Annotated in this window: 14 protein-coding genes and 1 tRNA gene; 7 read left to right on the top strand and 8 right to left on the bottom strand. The window is 51.6% G+C overall.

Going from position 1 to position 16,358, the window contains the following annotated elements:
* Window positions 1-42: 42 nt before the first annotated feature.
* Window positions 43-909 carry a hypothetical protein gene (locus tag U5L07_13965; GenBank protein ID MDZ7832855.1) on the bottom strand — a complete coding sequence of 289 codons (867 nt, stop codon included), beginning with the start codon at window positions 907-909 and terminating at the stop codon, window positions 43-45.
* 35 nt (window positions 910-944) lie between these two features.
* Window positions 945-2,225: a phosphopyruvate hydratase gene (gene eno / locus U5L07_13960; GenBank protein MDZ7832854.1), complete on the bottom strand. Its 1,281-nt coding sequence runs from the start codon at window positions 2,223-2,225 to the stop codon at window positions 945-947.
* Between the two features lie 353 nt (window positions 2,226-2,578).
* Here eno and U5L07_13955 point away from each other — a divergent pair, with 353 nt between their 5' ends.
* A complete protein-coding gene (locus U5L07_13955; protein ID MDZ7832853.1) occupies window positions 2,579-2,983 on the top strand; it encodes a hypothetical protein in 405 nt (134 codons plus the stop codon).
* A 99-nt stretch (window positions 2,984-3,082) separates the two neighbouring features.
* On the opposite strand, the gene U5L07_13950 is transcribed toward U5L07_13955, so the two are convergent.
* Window positions 3,083-4,921: a UvrD-helicase domain-containing protein gene (locus U5L07_13950; protein MDZ7832852.1), complete on the bottom strand. Its 1,839-nt coding sequence runs from the start codon at window positions 4,919-4,921 to the stop codon at window positions 3,083-3,085.
* A 225-nt stretch (window positions 4,922-5,146) separates the two neighbouring features.
* Window positions 5,147-5,587 (bottom strand): four helix bundle protein, encoded by a 441-nt coding sequence (locus U5L07_13945; protein MDZ7832851.1) that lies wholly within the window; start codon window positions 5,585-5,587, stop codon window positions 5,147-5,149.
* Between the two features lie 167 nt (window positions 5,588-5,754).
* Between U5L07_13945 and U5L07_13940 the strand changes: the two genes are divergently transcribed.
* Window positions 5,755-6,897 (top strand): lipase secretion chaperone, encoded by a 1,143-nt coding sequence (locus U5L07_13940; GenBank protein ID MDZ7832850.1) that lies wholly within the window; start codon window positions 5,755-5,757, stop codon window positions 6,895-6,897.
* On the opposite strand, the gene lnt is transcribed toward U5L07_13940, so the two are convergent.
* The 3 genes from lnt to U5L07_13925 form a co-directional block, all read right to left on the bottom strand.
* Window positions 6,853-8,364: an apolipoprotein N-acyltransferase gene (gene lnt, locus U5L07_13935; GenBank protein MDZ7832849.1), complete on the bottom strand. Its 1,512-nt coding sequence runs from the start codon at window positions 8,362-8,364 to the stop codon at window positions 6,853-6,855. The genes U5L07_13940 and lnt overlap by 45 nt on opposite strands.
* A gap of 76 nt (window positions 8,365-8,440) precedes the next feature.
* Complete coding sequence (locus tag U5L07_13930; GenBank protein MDZ7832848.1) at window positions 8,441-9,775, bottom strand: UDP-glucose/GDP-mannose dehydrogenase family protein; 1,335 nt, start codon at window positions 9,773-9,775, stop codon at window positions 8,441-8,443.
* 49 nt (window positions 9,776-9,824) lie between these two features.
* Window positions 9,825-9,912 (bottom strand) — tRNA-Leu (locus U5L07_13925).
* A gap of 382 nt (window positions 9,913-10,294) precedes the next feature.
* Between U5L07_13925 and U5L07_13920 the strand changes: the two genes are divergently transcribed.
* From U5L07_13920 to U5L07_13905, 4 genes are all read left to right on the top strand, one after another.
* A complete protein-coding gene (locus tag U5L07_13920; GenBank protein ID MDZ7832847.1) occupies window positions 10,295-10,939 on the top strand; it encodes a Maf family protein in 645 nt (214 codons plus the stop codon).
* Between the two features lie 64 nt (window positions 10,940-11,003).
* Window positions 11,004-11,687 (top strand): YggS family pyridoxal phosphate-dependent enzyme, encoded by a 684-nt coding sequence (locus U5L07_13915; GenBank protein MDZ7832846.1) that lies wholly within the window; start codon window positions 11,004-11,006, stop codon window positions 11,685-11,687.
* Window positions 11,684-12,229 (top strand): epoxyqueuosine reductase QueH, encoded by a 546-nt coding sequence (locus U5L07_13910; GenBank protein ID MDZ7832845.1) that lies wholly within the window; start codon window positions 11,684-11,686, stop codon window positions 12,227-12,229. Before U5L07_13915 ends, U5L07_13910 begins: the two co-directional genes overlap by 4 nt.
* On the top strand, window positions 12,229-14,064 hold the full coding sequence (locus U5L07_13905; protein MDZ7832844.1) for a M48 family metalloprotease: 1,836 nt from the start codon (window positions 12,229-12,231) through the stop codon (window positions 14,062-14,064). The genes U5L07_13910 and U5L07_13905 overlap by 1 nt, the downstream gene beginning before the upstream one ends.
* Before the next feature lie 157 nt (window positions 14,065-14,221).
* On the opposite strand, the gene U5L07_13900 is transcribed toward U5L07_13905, so the two are convergent.
* Complete coding sequence (locus U5L07_13900) at window positions 14,222-15,043, bottom strand: MBL fold metallo-hydrolase (GenBank protein ID MDZ7832843.1); 822 nt, start codon at window positions 15,041-15,043, stop codon at window positions 14,222-14,224.
* A 174-nt stretch (window positions 15,044-15,217) separates the two neighbouring features.
* On the opposite strand from U5L07_13900, the gene U5L07_13895 reads away from it, so the two are divergent.
* Complete coding sequence (locus U5L07_13895; protein MDZ7832842.1) at window positions 15,218-16,354, top strand: MlaE family lipid ABC transporter permease subunit; 1,137 nt, start codon at window positions 15,218-15,220, stop codon at window positions 16,352-16,354.
* The last annotated feature ends 4 nt before the right edge of the window (window positions 16,355-16,358 follow it).

Below are 16,358 nucleotides of genomic sequence, written 5' to 3'. Positions count from 1 at the left end.
AAATCTACCTTCTAAGTAACTTCAGTAATAATATAATCTGCCCTATTCCGGCTCAAAAATCTCCCGAAATTTTTCTATCTGCCGATCAATATCGTTTTCAGAGGCGGCAGGCCCGGCCTTGGAATCAGGCGCTGCATAGACCGCCTTTAAATGATCAATATTAAAAATTGCCGTTTCAAACACCGGATTGATCTCTACCCGGGACACATTCATCCGCCGGCGCAGCTCCCCGTCTTTTATGAGCTCAATGGCCCCCGGATACCAGCTGCCCCCGGTCTGCTGCCAGTCCTTATAGCGGAACTCGATTTTTGCCGCATCAGCGCCCTCATTTCCTGCCTGATAGATCCATCGAATGGGCAACAAACTTTTTTTATCCACCCATATCTGCGGCCTGGATTCATCCGGATACCGGGCACCGATGACATAGGCAATGCTTTCGTTCCACCGGCCGTAGCTTGATTTGGCCACATTGACCCCCAGATAGGCCAGATGATCAGAGAGCGCCTGCCGTGAACGGTATAGGAAAATGTCCTTAAAATGCTGGATGGCTTCCATATTTGTGGACATAATTTTTCCATCCACAATTGTCAGGGTTTCGTCTCCGGAAGCCACATAAATCCGGTGAAGCGCACCTGTTTGGATTTCAGCATAATAATTTGCCGGAATTTTATAGCAGACAGTCTGGGGAAATGCCGTCTCGCCGGATTCAAATGCCCCGTCAAACACGGTCAGCAGCTGCTCAATGCGCATCTGAGTAGGCAGATCCATGTGATCGAGCATTAAGTCAAGCACATGCCGGCCATCCAGCACATACCCGGCCGCCGGCACCCCAAAAAAACTTAACCCGGCTGTGACCAATATCATGCAGGTGGCAATCCGCTTAACCAGCCGACATTTAGACCGTCTCATGGCATCCGGCATCCTATCTGAGCCCCGCCGGAAGATTAGTCGGTAAACGTAAACACATTGTCGGAGATCCGGGCACTGTCTTCCAGCTCCTGCTCGATACGGATCAACTGGTTGTATTTGGCGACCCGGTCGCTTCTGGACATGGAACCGGTTTTAATCTGCCCGCCGGAGACCCCGACCACAAGGTCAGAGATAAAATGGTCCTCGGTTTCACCGGAGCGATGGGAAATGACCGTGGTGTAGCCGGCCCGCTTGGCCATTTCAATGGTTTCAAGGGTCTCGGTGACCGTGCCGATCTGATTTAATTTAACCAGGATGGAGTTACAGATCCCGTCCTGGATGCCCTGGCCGAAAATCTCAGGGTTGGTGACGAACACGTCATCGCCGACCAGCTGCACCAGGTTACCGAGCTTTTCAGTAAACGTGGTCCAGTTTTTCCAATCCTGCTCAGCCAGCCCGTCCTCAATGGAAAACAGCGGGTATTTATCAATCAACGCCTGATAATAGTCAATCATGTCCATGGCACTCAGGCGCTTGTTTTCAGATTTCAGAAAATATTTACCGTCTTCGTAGAACTCGTTGGCGGCGGCATCAATGGCCAGACCAATATCGGTTCCAGGCTTGTAGCCGGCCGCCTCGATCGCCTGCATGATAACCTGCATGGCCTCTTCATTGGAGTCAAAGTCCGGCGCAAACCCGCCTTCATCCCCGACTGCCGTGACCGATCCCCGGTCTTTTAGAATCTTCTTTAGCTGATGAAAGGTCTCCGCCCCCATGCGAACGGCCTCGGAAAAACAGGCAGCGCCCACGGGTACGATCATAAACTCCTGGATATCCAGATTATTGGCGGCATGCGCACCGCCGTTTACGATATTCATCATGGGAATCGGCAGATACCTGGCGGTAAGCCCCCCGATATAGCGGTACAGCGGCATGTCATAGGCGTCTGCCGCCGCGCGCGTAGCCGCCATGGAAACACCCAGCATGGCATTGGCGCCGAGTTTTGACTTATTCGGCGTGCCATCAAGCTCCATCATAAACCGGTCCAGCGTTATCTGGTCCGCTGCATCCATGCCGCAAATTTTGGGGGCAATCACATCCACCACGTTTTTGACCGCCTTGGTCACCCCTTTGCCCAGATAACGCTTTTTATCATTGTCCCGAAGCTCAAGCGCTTCCCGGGAACCGGTGGATGCCCCTGAGGGAACGGCGGCGCGGCCCATTGCCCCGGATGTTGTCATTAAATCGACTTCTATGGTGGGATTTCCCCTGGAATCAAGGATTTCTCTGGCACAAACATCATAAATATCTGTCATCGCTGCCTCCAAAGCTGGTACACATAGGGGTTCACATCACGGTAAATTTGTTCTATCTATTTTTCAGGCGGGCACGGTGGCCCGCCCTACGCGACAATGCCGACATTTTGTAGGGTCGGCCACCGTGCCGACCTTACGTGCGAAAAACCCCATGGTTATGGGGTTTTTCGCCAGAAAAAGTTCACCGTGGGGTTCACATGACTTGACTTGACAAAATTTAAGCGGATGATACGATTTAAGTATCCGGCTGTCAAGCACTTGATCCTTTTTACTTCCCCCTTTTGAAAGGGGGACCGAGGGGGATTTAAAAACCCGGGGCTCAAATAGCCGAAAAACAGTTGACGGATAAGCCAATGGCCAAAAAATCATTATATGAATACGCGCATTTAATCGTATCCGCCATCCGGATACTTGAATACCGGATGTCCGCCCCGCCGTCGATGGAAGATGTGTCCGGGATGCTGGAGGCCTCAATTGAAGAGACCAACCGGCTGTGCCGGAAATTCAAGGAGTTTGACATCATCGAAATCCTGGATAGGGCCGGGACAACCCGCCTGTTTGTCAAGGACCACTTAAAAATCGAGGATCTGCCCAGGGAATCCGAGGAAAGCCGGCTTGAGGCGGAATTAAAGAAGTTCAAGCAGGCCCGCGAATCCCAGCGGGTGGACCTGGAGTCGGTTAAATCCGAACAGGCGGAGAAAAAGAAAAAGCTCCACGAGGAGCTGGAAAAAAAATTAAAGGAGAATTTCAAGAAATAACGAGTCTGTAAAATCCCCCTCATTCCCCCTTTTCAAGGGGGATGACAAAAGGAATCTATCATTTTAACTTAACCACTTAACCATTTAACCACTTAATCCCTAAAAAATATCTATTTCTCCCAGAAACCGGCTTCTCTGATTAAACTGCCCTTTTCTGAAATCCGCTGAGGTAATAAACAGAAGTTCCTCGGCCCGGGTCATGGCCACATACATCAGGCGCCGCTCCTCTTCGATTTCAGCCGGTGTCTCCTTGGATTTCCAATGCGGCAGCAGGTTTTCCTCGCACCCGACCACGAACACCGCCCGGAACTCCAATCCTTTGCTGGCATGCATCGTTGCCAGACTCACCCGATGGTCAACCGCCTCATCTTCTGCCTTATCCTCCTTGACAAGCGCCGCCTCTTCGAGATAATCGATCAGCGCGTCATGCTGGGAGGCGGCATATATGAGCTGCTCGATATTTTCCACCCGCGCCGTATAATCATCATTGGTCTTGGCATACTGTTTCAGATATTCCAGGTAGCCGGTTTTATGCAATATGGTATTAATGGCCGCATCCGGCGGCTGCTTGGCGATCTCGTCCAAAAGCGCCAGCAGATGCTTTAGCTGGGTGCCGGCTTTTGCGGAAAGCGCGCTTTCAGCAAAAGCCTGCCAGGCGGCCGCCTTTAGGCTCATATCTGACGTCCGGAACCCGGCAATCCGGCTGATCATCGTACCGCCGATACCCCGCTTGGGGATATTGATAATTCGCTCAAACGCGGCATCATCTTTTTCAAACACTGCTGCGGTTAAATAACAGTTAAGATCCAGGATCTCCTTTCGCTCAAAAAACCCTTTGCCGCCCAGCATCTGATACGGAATGCCGGCGGATCGGAATGTCTGCTCAAACGGCAGAGAACAGAATTTGGTGCGATAGAGGACCGCCATCTCACTCCATTCGATCCCGTCGGCATGGAGCATATGCATTTTGTCCGCCACCCAGCGGGCCTCCTCATCATCCCCGAAAAAATCATACATCTCCACAATCCCCCCGGTTTTTTCCGAATAACAGGCTTTATCCATTTTACGGGGGTTATTGGCGATCAGCTGATTGGCGATCTCGACAATCTCGGCGGCTGACCGGTAATTTCGCTCCAGCCGAAAAATCTTGGATGCTGCATAGTTTTTGGGAAATGCCAGAAAATTGTTCACATTGCTCCCCCGAAATCCGTAAATCGCCTGCCAGTCATCGCCCACGCAGAAGAGATTGCCGCCGCCCAGTAAAAGCCGCGTCAACTCCTCCTGCAAGTCATTTGTATCCTGGTATTCATCCACCAGGATATAGGCGAAAAGCTGCTGATACTGGCTTCGGACTTCGGGATAATCGCGCAGCAGATTGCGGGTCAAAAGCAGAAGATTATCAAAATCCACGGCATTTCTTGCTTTCAGTTCCGCTTCATAGCGCCTGTAAATCTCATCCACGCGGAACTGGGCGAGCCGCTGGTGCTTATCCAGGTAGCCGCCCGGGTCCCCTGAGTTTTTGGCCTGCGATATATGCGATCGAATAGGATACATATGCTTCTTTTCAATATTGAATTCCCGCAGAATGTCCTGGATCAGCTTCTGCTGCTGATATTCCCCGAGAATCTGGATCGGCGGCGCAAATCCCAGCAGATGGCAATGGGCTTTTAAAATCCGGAGACACGCGGAATGAAAGGTCCGCACCCACGGAAACCGGCCCAATCCAAGGCCGGTCAACTGGGTAAGGCGGCGTTTCATCTCGTCTGCGGCCTTGTTCGTGAAGGTAATGGCAAGGATCCGTTCGGGCTTATACCCCTGATGAATCAAATGCGCGATCTTGGCCGTAAGCGCCCGGGTTTTGCCGGAACCCGCCCCGGCCACCACAAGGGCCGGCCCGATATGTTCAACAGCCGCTTTCTGCTGTTCAGACAGCTCCATTTATTACTCCTGATACAGTTTAATTGGTCAGTAAAAGTATTTCGCTTGATCCCTGTAAAAAGGGAATCCAATTATGGGGCCAACATGCCGCCTGGTCAACCCCTTTATCGCAGGCCCTTTATCGCAAGCCTCTTTTCCCCGGCGCACCGCCCCTCCGTTTAAATGCACAGCTGTTATCCTCACGGCTAATTTGTTCTAACCGCAAAATCCATACCCCCGGTCCTGTTAACGCAAAGGTTGGGATTCGTTTTCCTCGGGATCGAAATCGCTATCGGGATCGAAATCGATGCTGTAGACTTCCTGATCCTCTCGAACTTGGTATCCTCTTCCGCCGAGACGGCTGAGCATCGCGGCCATACGGTCGAGTTCATCCTTGCGGTTCCGGCTTTCCATCTTGTCCAGCGCCTTGCCGACAACCAGCACATCTTGAATCGCCGCGCACTCAAGCGCGGAGCCACGAGCGATTTCGAAATAACGCCTTCGGTCAACTTCCGCGGTCTTGCCATTACCTTCGGCGATATTGAGCGGTATCGACTGGCTGGCCCGAAGCCATTGATCCCGGGCGGGCCGATGGACTCCGTTCAGGCTGTCGGCCTTCTCGTAAACCCATGCAACGCAGCCTATTGAAAGGCGATAGACGTCCAGTTTTTCGTGTCCAAGGGTCATATTTTTTCGATTTCGATCCCGATCCCGATAGCGATTTCGATTTGGATACAGAACAAATTAGCCGTGCTGTTATCCTGACCCCCTATTGCAATAAAAATTAATTCCGGATAAAATCAAAACTCATTAAACTTTCAATATCCAAAAAACACGATTAAGGATCAGCGCCTATGACAGTCAACCAAAAACGTCTGGCCGCCGTACTGACCGCCGGCCTTTTGCTTTTCCTCTTCGGCTACTGGCTTTTTCCCAAAGACAGCGGGCAGACAGAGTATATCTTTGATAAATCCTATGACATTGAACTGGCGGATGTACACAAGAGCCGGGAGCACATTGACTTCGATGATCCGAAAAAGGAGCAATCGGAGGATTCCCGCACTGATTCTGCCGGGGAAACGGATGATCCGGAGACCGTGGAAGCGCCGCCGGAAAACAGCGTCGACCTGCGGGCTTTGTTTTCCGAAGGCCTGATCAATTCCTATACCACCCTTAAATTTTTCAAGCATCTTGAGCACGAATTCCGCACCAGCACAACCCTGGGCGAACATTTCGATTCCGTGAAAACCTATCTTTTCTCCGAATTCTCGGAAGAAGAGGCCCGAAAGCTGTTTGATACGTATAAAGCGTACCTCCAGTGCGAAATGGATTTGATGAAAGAATACAAAAATTTCTCCAGCGTCAAAACCCCGGAAGAAGCTGTTGATCTGCTGAAACGGATTCAGACATTCCGCCGGGAGCGTCTTGGGAAGGAGCTGGCGGACAAACTGTTCGGCACACAGGTTAAAGCCAAGGAATATGCCTTCCGCCGGGCCGCTATCGTGAAAGATGACACTTTGTATGGCGAAGAAAAGGAAAAACAGCTCGCCCGGTTAAATGAAAAAATGTGGGGCGATGAATCGGCAAAGGTGGACGCGCATCGCAATGCCTACAACCAGTACCAGGAGACGCTGCAAATTTATCAGAAAGACCTGAACACGGCAGAATCTGAAGACGTGCGGCAGGCAAAACTCCGCGAACTGCGGGAAAGACATTTTTCACCGGAAGTCGTGGACAGATTTGAGGAAATTGACCGGCAAATGGCAGAAGAGGCAGAACGCGAAGAAAATTACCGAAAACAGGCCAAGACCATCCGCTCCGATGAAGCGCTTTCTGACGCGGAAAAGGAAAAACGGATTCAAAACCTTCAGGACGAGGTGTTCGGCGAAGATGCAGACGCCTTCAGGCGGCGGGAGGCCATCCGCAAAGGCCGCGAAAAGATCAAAAAAGAGTCACCGCTCACGGTCGAAGACCTGCCCTATGCAGGCCAGCAGTAAAACAGCGGCCGCGGCATATAATACCCAATTGCCGTATTTGGTATAAATGGTGGTTTGATCCGATAACCGGCATGTGCCGGAGACCCGTGCCTGCTCAAACAAGCGGCTCCGCTCTGCCACCCTTCCGTTCGGATCAATGATGGCGGAAATCCCGCTGTTTGAGGTGCGCAAAACATAGCGCCGATGTTCAATGGCCCGCATGCGGGCCGCGTCCAAATGCATATGCGGCATCGCCGAATCCCCGAACCAGGCATCATTGGAAATATTTACCAGCACTTCCGCCCCGCTTTTAACCGACTGCCGGATATAGGCCGGGTATAAGGTTTCAAAACAGATGGAGGGGGCGGTTTTGCCCAGGAATGTATCAAAGCAAAGCGGTGAGCCGCCTTTCACGAACTCATCCGGTGCGGTATAGAATTCGCCCAGCCAGTCGATCAGGGGCACCGTCTCTGCATAGGGGAGCAGAATATGCTTGTCATAGCGCTGAAGTCGCCCCTTTCCGGAAACAAGATAGGCACTGTTGTATACGCCGCCGTCTGGTGACGGCTTTAATCCGCCGGATATAAGGAGCGCATCCTTTCCAATAGCCTGCATCAACGATTTGAAAAATGCCTCATCCAGCCGGGCTGACGCGTTTAGCGTGGTTTCCGGCCACACGATAATTCGGGGATTCTGGCTGTCATCTTTTTCCCGGCTCATGGAAAGATAGGTCTGCACCCGGCGATAAAACCCCATCCCGCTCCAGCGGTCCTCAAGACTGAAATTGCCCTGCACCAGGGTAGCATTTACCTGCTTTCCGTGTTCAGCCAAAGCCCGAATATCCGCCGTCCGGAACCGGCCGTATCCGATAAGCACCGAAAACACGAAGATCAGCAGAAAAAAAACGCCGACCATGCGATAGCGGACTTTCTTATCGCCCCAAAAATCCTTAATCAGCAGCATGATCAATGCATTTATCCCTGCCATAATCCAGGTAAGCCCATAGATGCCCGTAACATCTGCGACCTGGATAAAATCCGCAAACGGCATCACCGCATACCCGATATTTCCCCACGGAATAAGCCCGGGGATTAATGCCTTCAAAGATTCCGTTACAGTCCATAGAGACGGAATAACCACTGCATAAAAGAGGAACCGGTCCTGCCTGAAAAATCCGTACGCAAGGCCGAAAACCCCATACATCAAAACTAATGGCAGCACCAGACAGACAAGGAAAAACAGGCCCGCCTTACCCCATCCCAGCCCATAGTGCTCACAAAGCGCAATAAACAGCCAGTTCCCCATGGCCCCGGCCATGACCACCGCCCAAATCGCGCCATACAAAAACCGCTGCCGATTGTTTTTGGCTTTATCTAAAATATAAAAAAATGGAACCAGTGCGATAAATGCGAAAGGCCAGATTGAAGGTTTAGAAAAGGAGAGGCTGAATAAAATGGCTGAGATTATGGCAAAAAAGGGCGGGAGCATATCTCCTCAACAAATGCAAGATACAAATCACGGGCCACGCTGGGTCAAAGACTGTGAGAAATGGCCGTTTAAAAGTTTACACTTCCGGCCGCCCCACGCCAAAATAGGTAAATCCGCTGTCTGAAAGGCTTTGCGCGGCGTAGAGGTTGCGGCCGTCGAAGATGACAGGGGCTTTAAGCGCGTTTTTGATACGGTCAAAGTCCGGGTTGCGGAACTGGTTCCAGTCCGTGACGATGGCAAGGGCGTCGGCACCGTCCAGGATGGCGTATTGCCTGCCATTAATGTCAACCCGATCGTTTCCGGAAAAGAGTTCTTTGGCAGGCTTACCGGCCTGGGGGTCATAGGCGCGGATATGCATGCCGGCCTCGGTCAGCTCACTGATAATATCAATTGCCGCTGACTCCCGGATATCATCGGTATTGGCCTTAAATGCCAGCCCCCACATGGCGAGGGTTTTACCCTGGACGCCGCCCTTGTCCTCGTAATATTTCTTAATCTTTTGGGCAAGCATCCGCTTCTGGCGATGATTCACCAGATGGACCGCGCTTAAAAGTTCCGGGCGGTAGCCGTTGTCCGAGGCGGTATGAATCAATGCATTCACATCCTTGGGAAAGCAGGAGCCGCCATAGCCCACGCCGGGGTAGATAAAGTGGTAGCCGATCCGGTGATCCGAGCCGATGCCCATGCGGACGTCCTTGATATCCGCGCCCACCTGCTCACAGATATTGGCGATTTCATTGATAAAGGAGATTTTTGTGGCCAGCATACAGTTGGCCGCATACTTGGTGAGCTCAGCGCTTCGGATGCTCATGACAAGAAGCTTCTCCCGGCTTCTGGCAAACGGGGCATAGAGTGCTTCCATCTCGTCAGCCACGTCCGGATTGTCTATTCCGACAATGATTCGGTCCGGCTTCATAAAGTCGCTGACCGCATCCCCTTCTTTCAAAAATTCCGGATTGGAGACCACATCAGCCTGAATATCCATATCGCGTTTTTTAAGTTCTCCGGCAATAATTTCGCGAATACGGTCCGCGGTTCCCACAGGCACGGTTGACTTGGTGATAATAATCTTGGGCGCGTTCATAACCTGGCCCACCTGCTCGGCCACCTTGAAAACGTAGGACAAGTCACAGGAGCCGTCCGGCTGCGGCGGGGTGCCCACACAGTTAAAGATGAAACGGGCGTGTTTGATCCCTTCGGAAAGGTCGCCGGTAAAATGGAGGCGCTCTTGATCGACGTTTCGCTGGACAATATCCTCCAGCCCGGGCTCAAATATATGGATCCTGCCGCTGTTTAAGGTATCCACGACTTTCGGGTTGCTGTCCACGCAGATTACGTGGTTGCCCATTTCCGCAAAACAAGCGGCGGCGACAAGTCCGACATAACCGGTTCCAACGACACAGAGCTGCATCAGGCGGCCTCCAGGGGATTGTTAGAATTGCTAAAAAATGCATCAAAACTGGTGCCTGGGACGAGAATCGAACTCGTACGGGGACTTGCCCCAAGGGATTTTAAGTCCCTTGCGTCTACCAATTCCGCCACCCAGGCACAGGGTTGAGGTTCAGTTTGCTGTATTATCTTTTATCCGAATGGTTGTCAAGGCATCTCAGGCTTAAATCACGGTAAATTTGTTCTGTCTTTTTTTAGGCAGGCACGGTGGCCTGCCCTTCTACGGCGACATGCGTCGTAGAGTCGGCCACCGTGCCGACTATCTGGCCGTTAGCAGGACCGTGGTTATGGGCTTTGCGGTTAGAACAAATTAGCCGTGAGGCTTAAATGGCCATTTGAATGGCAATTTTATCTGAAAATCCCCCTAACCCCCTTTTCAAAGGGGGAAACATAAGGAAGGGGAAAACATAAGGAAAATGAAACTAAAGGAAGGGACTCCATGAAGCTTGTCAAAGGTTCGAAGTTTTGTTAATGAATCGCCATGCAGCAATTAAGAATTGAATCGAAGATTATCCTGGCTTCCAAATCCCCTCGCAGGCAGTTTCTGCTGGAGAATGCCGGGCTTGAGTTCACGGTATATCCAAGTCGGGTCAAGGAGGCCGAGTTTGCGATCACTCAGCCAAGGGATTATGCCATGACGCTTGCTGAGGCCAAGGCAAATGACGTGGCGGACATGTATCCGGACTCCTGGGTAATCGGCGCAGACTCTATTGTCTGGGCCAATGAAAAGCTCCTTGAAAAACCGCGCTCGGTCGAGGAGGCGCGCGACATGATGGCGCAGCTTAGCGGCCGCACCCATTATGTGTTTACCGGGTATGCCATTGTCTGCCGGGCCAAAGCGCAAGCCTTTTCCGATGTATCAGAGACCGCAGTGACTTTTAAAGATTTAACGCCAGCGGAAATCGAGTGGTATATTGCAACAGATGAACCCTATGACAAGGCCGGCGGGTATGCCATCCAGGGGCTTGCCTCATTTATGATAAAACGCATTGACGGATCTTACACCAATGTGGTGGGGCTTCCCTTGTGCGAGGTAATGACGCATTTGATCAGGCAGGGGGTGATTGTCCCGGATCCGGAAAAGCAGGGCTGGGGGAACGGGGCTGCGATGAAAGAAATGCCTTAGCTCTTGAAATCCCCCTAAATCCCCCTTTTGCAAAGGGGGACTTAAAGGAATTGGGCCTTATTGTATGTTTACCGCATTAAAAGAAATCCATCAGCGCATAAACGACGCCGCAGTTGCCTGCGGCCGGGCCCCGGAATCCGTTAAACTGGTAGCGGTCAGCAAAACCGTGCCGGCAGAGCAAATCCGCCCGGCAGTTGAGGCAGGCGTCTCAATCCTGGGCGAAAACTATATTCAGGAGGCCGGGGAAAAGATCGAGCAGCTGTCTGAGCTGAATGTTTCCTGGCATTTTATCGGCCATCTTCAGTCCAACAAGGCCAAGTACGCGGTGCGCTGGTTTGATCTAATCCACACCGTGGACAGCGCAAAGCTTGCCAAAGAAATCAGCAAGCAGGCCGCCAAGCATGACAAGGTTCAAAAAATACTTATCCAGGTAAATGTGGGCATGGAGGCGTCCAAGGCCGGCATCCCCGAAAAAGAGGCAATTCCTCTTGTCCGCGAGATCAGCGGCCTGGAAAATATCGCCGTAAAAGGCTTGATGACCATTCCGCCCTTTTTTGATGCCCCGGAACAAGTGCGGCCCTACTTTAAAGCGCTTGCCGTGCTAAAAGATAAAATCGCCGATGAAAACATCCTTAACGTCTTTATGGAAGAGCTCTCCATGGGCATGTCCGGCGACTTTGAAACAGCCGTCTGCGAAGGGGCCACCCTGGTGCGCATTGGCACAGCCATTTTCGGAGCCCGCCAATGAAAATCCTGCTTCACATATGCTGCGGCCCCTGCGCCATCTATCCCGTTGATGTGCTGCGGGATAAAGGCTTTGAGGTCATGGGCTTTTTTTACCGGCATAACATCCACCCCTTTACCGAGTGCCTGAAACGCGAGGAAGCCGTCCGCAAGTATGCCGAAAATAACGGTCTGCGCGTGATCTACCAGGAAGGCTATGACCTTGAAGGGTTCATCCGGAACATGGTCTTTCGCGAGTCAAAGCGCTGCCGGATCTGCTACTACGAGCGGCTCAAGGCGGCCGCCCATATTGCCAAACGCGGAAAATTTGACTATTTCACATCCACCCTTCTGTACAGCAAGCAGCAGAATCATGACTTGATCCGCGATATGGGGGAATCCACGGGAAAGCAGATCGGCGTTCCTTTCTATTATATGGACTTCCGCGAAGGCTGGCAGCAGGGCATTGAAAAATCCCATGAACTGGGGCTTTACCGGCAGCAATACTGCGGCTGTATCTACAGCGAAAAGGACCGGTTTTACAAACCGGAGGCGGATAGATCCTGATGTTCGGCAATTTCATCTACTTCATTGTGGCCCTGCTCATCTATACCACCTATCAGCCGGCATCCGAGCCCCAAATCAATCCCTTTTACTCCCTGGCCATGTTTTTCGGCCTGATCGGCGTTTTTGCCGCAGGCACCCGGATGATCTTTAACTCCATCACAAATCGGATCGGCAAGGCCGATTTTGCCAGCCTCGATTACCAGTTCAACTCCGCCGTGAGCCGGCAGGCCATCATGGCGATTTTTATCTATGCCATTGATATCTATCTGTTAAATATCGGGACCCTTCTTAGGCAGTTCACCTTTTTCCGGTTCTTCCCCACCCTTGAGGCGCTGTGCTTTCTGGGCCTTTTTATTTTCTATTTATGCGTGGTGTGGACTTTTGCCTATGATACGCATATCAAGCTTTATAAAAGCGGCGAGGCGCGGAAGGATTATATACTTTCGAATATCACCTTTTCTCTGCCGGTGCTCCTGCCCTGGTTTATTCTCTCCATTACCGCAGACATTATCAATGTTCTGCCGTTTGAACTGCCCAAAAAGGTGCTTTTATCCACCGAAGGGCAAATCGTCTATTTTCTGGGGTTTCTTGTAATTATTGCCATTATCGGCCCCGCCCTGATCCAGAAATTCTGGGGGTGCCGGCCCTTAAAGCCCGGACGCACAAGGCTTCGCATCGAGCTTTTATGTAAAAAAACCAATATGGCGTATAAAGATATTATGGTCTGGCCGCTTTTCGGCGGCCGGATGATCACCGCCGGGGTGATGGGGCTGGTCAGGCGGTTTCGCTATATCCTGGTTACCCCGGCGCTTCTCAATTACCTGGAGCCCTATGAAATCGATGCGGTGGTGGCCCATGAAATCGGGCATATCAAAAAGAAACACCTGCTGTTTTATCTGATGTTTTTTGCAGGCTACCTGATCCTGGCATTTTCAACCCTGGATTTTGTCACCTACGGCATTATCTACATAGAGGCCGTTTATGGACTCATGGGCCAGAACGGGGCCGCTTATGCCACATTTACCTCGATCAGCTTCAGCATCATGATGATAGTGGTCTTTCTTGTCTATTTCCGTTTCATCTTCGGATACTTTATGCGCAACTTCGAGCGCCAGGCCGATGCTTACGCCTATACCATCATGGGAGATGCCGCGCCGCTGATTACCACATTTGAAAAAATTGCCGCAGCCAGCGGCCAGCCGCCGGACCGGCCCAACTGGCATCATTTCAGCATCAAGGAACGTATCGATTACCTTCAGCAGTGCCAGTCGGATGCGCGCTGGGTACATAAACACAATAAAAAGGTTAAAAAAAGTATCCTGATTTATATCCTGGCCCTTTTTCTGGTGGGGTGGCTGGGATTTCAGTTAAACTTTGGCGCAGCCGGGGAACGCATCAACGCCGGGTTTATAAAGTCGCTGGTTGAAAAACGGCTCCAGAAGGAGCCGAAAAACGCTGAGCTGCATGTGTTTCTGGGCGATCTTTATTTCAGTGAGGAAAACATAGGGGGCGCTGCCAACGCCTATGAACAGGCGCTAACGCTTGAGCCCGAAAATGTCCGCGCGCTGAACAACCTGGCATGGCTGTATGCCACGGCTGAAAAAGAGGCTTTTTACCGGCCGGAAAGAGCGCTTTCACTGGCCAGGCGCGCCGCCCGTATTGAGGAGGCGCCGCATATTCTGGACACCCTGGCGGAGAGCTATTTTATCAACGGCCAGTATGAAAAGGCTGTTGAAATTGAAAAACAGGCTTTGGAGATGGCCACGGGGGATACCTCCCATTACCGGGCGCAGTTGGAGCGGTTCAGGCGGGGTGTGGAGGGAAATCCCCCCTAACCCCCCAAAGGGGGGGAGATTGGGCAGTGGGCTTTTCCAAAGGGGGGAAAGAAAGGCTCCTTTTAACTTCCCCCTCAAAGGGGGGGGGGTATTAAGATGTGGCCCATTCCTTTTAACTTCCCCCTTTGAAAAAGGGGGAGCGAGGGGGATTTAAAATCTAAAGCGTCACCTCGCCCCGGGTCTTGATCACCGAGCGCACCATATTCTTCATGCTCACGTTTCCCCAGCACATCAGCTTGATTGAATAGACCTCTTTTAGCTTAAGCTGCCGCATAATCTGATCTTCATCCATGCCCTGATCCGCCAGTTCGGCCACACTTCCGTAAAAATTCTCCAGGTAATCGAGCTTTCGCATCAAACACTGCCGGCCGTCCTCAATTTCCGGCCGATGGGCACAGAACAAAGTGTCAAAATCATAAACAAGCACTTTGCGAAGAGATTTGATCTGGTCGGCAATATTTTCATCCGCCCGAAAATACTTGATCCGCTCACTTAAATACAGATCCCCGGAAAAAAGCCAGCCCTGCCGGGGCTCTAAAAACACGGTGTGATCCTTGCTGTGGCCGGGCGTATGAACCGGTATAAATGAAAACCCGTTCGCATTGTAGGATGGAGGCAATGGCGCCGGCTTTAAGGGGTCAGCGGCCCCCCACATCAAATGCTGATATGGAAAAATCCGGCCGGGATTTCTCATTTTCCGGCAGGTCAGCGGCAGGGCGTAAACCGGAATATTTAACTGTTCCTTAATGGCTGCCGCATTGCCGCTATGGTCTTCGTGATAGTGGGTCAGAAGCACAGCCTTTACGCCATAGCGCCGTGCAATATTTAAGGCCGCGCTTCTCATATGGCTCAGGCCGGTATCAATCATCACCCGGCCAACGATATAGAAGTGAACCGTCATTATCGGCCGGCCCACGGGCGACCACCCCAGTTCCCAGGCGTTTACCGGCCCGTATGGTTTGTGTTTATAAATCCGCATAGCAAAAGTTGAAAATTTTTCAATTCAGGATCAAGCGATTTGATTTAATAAATTTTATATAGTATTGTTGTCCGAAATTTGAATGCCTTTTTGGATTACTTTCTGCAAAAATGCTGCAACAGCGGTATAAACCGCTTTTTGGAAAACCACAACACTTAGCTGATGCCGCAATCCATGAAAAAGACTGCCAGCGCCTGGAATTATGAAATCAAGGAAAACGAAGGCAGCGGAAATATCGTTCGGTTAAGCGGGCGGCTTTCCATTGACACCGCAGCCGAATGCCTGAAGCAGCTCACATCTGAATTAAAAAAAACCGCCCTTCCCATTTACTTTGATCTAACCGACATTTCGATGCTCGATGACTACGGTGCACTGGTACTTTTCGAACTCAAACATGCCCTGAAAATTCCGGATGCCGAATTCCGCATTATCAATCCGCCGGAAGCTTACAAGAAAACCCTTTCATTGGTCAATTTTGATTTTGACGAACGCTGCTCCGTGAATGGCGGGCGGATGAGAAGCAATATCATTGTCGAATTCGGGGCAGCGGCCATTGAGGCGCTTGCCGGCATCCGGTTTATGATCGCGTTTATCGGCGCCATCGCCCTCTCTGCTATCGAGGTAATTAAACGCCCCCGCTCCCTCCGCGGCCAGGATACGGTGACCTACATGAAAACCACCGGCGTGGATGCCCTGCCGGTGGTCGCCCTGATCAGCTTCCTGCTGGGGCTTATCATCGCCTTTATGTCCTCGCTTCAGCTTCAGCAGTTCGGGGCCAATATCTATGTGGCCTCCCTTGTTGCCATGGCTATGGTCTCGGAACTCGGCCCCATCATGACGGCGATTGTAGTGGCCGGCCGCACCGGTTCGGCGTATGCCGCGGAAATTGCCACCATGAAAATATCCGAGGAGATCGACGCCCTGTTTTCCATGGGATTTAACCCCACGCTTTTTTTGGTAATCCCCCGCCTGCTGGCCTCGTTTATCACCATCCCCCTTCTTACGGCGTTTGCCAACATCTTCGGCATCGCCGGCGGCCTGTTAATCGGCATTACCCTGCTGGATTTAACCGCCGGCGCCTATATAACCCAGACCATTGATGCACTCACCGTATTTGAACTCATATGGGGCCTTATGAAATCATGCGTTTTCGCTATTTTGATTGCCGGGGTGGGCTGCCTTAAAGGATTCCAGGCAAAGGGCGGGGCGTCCGCGGTCGGGCATGCGGCCACCGCAGCGGTGGTAAACAGTATATTCCTGATCATTCTGTTCGACTCCATGTTTGCCATAATTCGAAGCTATATCGGATAAATGC

The sequence above is a fragment of the Desulfobacterales bacterium genome (assembly GCA_034520365.1).
In the GTDB taxonomy this organism is placed as follows: domain Bacteria; phylum Desulfobacterota; class Desulfobacteria; order Desulfobacterales; family Desulfosalsimonadaceae; genus M55B175.
This window is presented reverse-complemented; position numbering and strand designations above follow the sequence as displayed.

Excerpts from the sequence above, each read along its gene's own strand:
- U5L07_13965 (MDZ7832855.1), bottom strand. The coding sequence starts at position 909 with ATGAGACGGTCTAAATGTCGGCTGGTTAAGCGGATTGCCACCTGCATG.
- eno (MDZ7832854.1), bottom strand. The coding sequence starts at position 2,225 with ATGACAGATATTTATGATGTTTGTGCCAGAGAAATCCTTGATTCCAGG.
- U5L07_13955 (MDZ7832853.1), top strand. The coding sequence starts at position 2,579 with ATGGCCAAAAAATCATTATATGAATACGCGCATTTAATCGTATCCGCC.
- U5L07_13950 (MDZ7832852.1), bottom strand. The coding sequence starts at position 4,921 with ATGGAGCTGTCTGAACAGCAGAAAGCGGCTGTTGAACATATCGGGCCG.
- U5L07_13945 (MDZ7832851.1), bottom strand. The coding sequence starts at position 5,587 with ATGACCCTTGGACACGAAAAACTGGACGTCTATCGCCTTTCAATAGGC.
- U5L07_13940 (MDZ7832850.1), top strand. The coding sequence starts at position 5,755 with ATGACAGTCAACCAAAAACGTCTGGCCGCCGTACTGACCGCCGGCCTT.
- lnt (MDZ7832849.1), bottom strand. The coding sequence starts at position 8,364 with ATGCTCCCGCCCTTTTTTGCCATAATCTCAGCCATTTTATTCAGCCTC.
- U5L07_13930 (MDZ7832848.1), bottom strand. The coding sequence starts at position 9,775 with ATGCAGCTCTGTGTCGTTGGAACCGGTTATGTCGGACTTGTCGCCGCC.
- U5L07_13920 (MDZ7832847.1), top strand. The coding sequence starts at position 10,295 with ATGCAGCAATTAAGAATTGAATCGAAGATTATCCTGGCTTCCAAATCC.
- U5L07_13915 (MDZ7832846.1), top strand. The coding sequence starts at position 11,004 with ATGTTTACCGCATTAAAAGAAATCCATCAGCGCATAAACGACGCCGCA.
- U5L07_13910 (MDZ7832845.1), top strand. The coding sequence starts at position 11,684 with ATGAAAATCCTGCTTCACATATGCTGCGGCCCCTGCGCCATCTATCCC.
- U5L07_13905 (MDZ7832844.1), top strand. The coding sequence starts at position 12,229 with ATGTTCGGCAATTTCATCTACTTCATTGTGGCCCTGCTCATCTATACC.
- U5L07_13900 (MDZ7832843.1), bottom strand. The coding sequence starts at position 15,043 with ATGCGGATTTATAAACACAAACCATACGGGCCGGTAAACGCCTGGGAA.
- U5L07_13895 (MDZ7832842.1), top strand. The coding sequence starts at position 15,218 with ATGAAAAAGACTGCCAGCGCCTGGAATTATGAAATCAAGGAAAACGAA.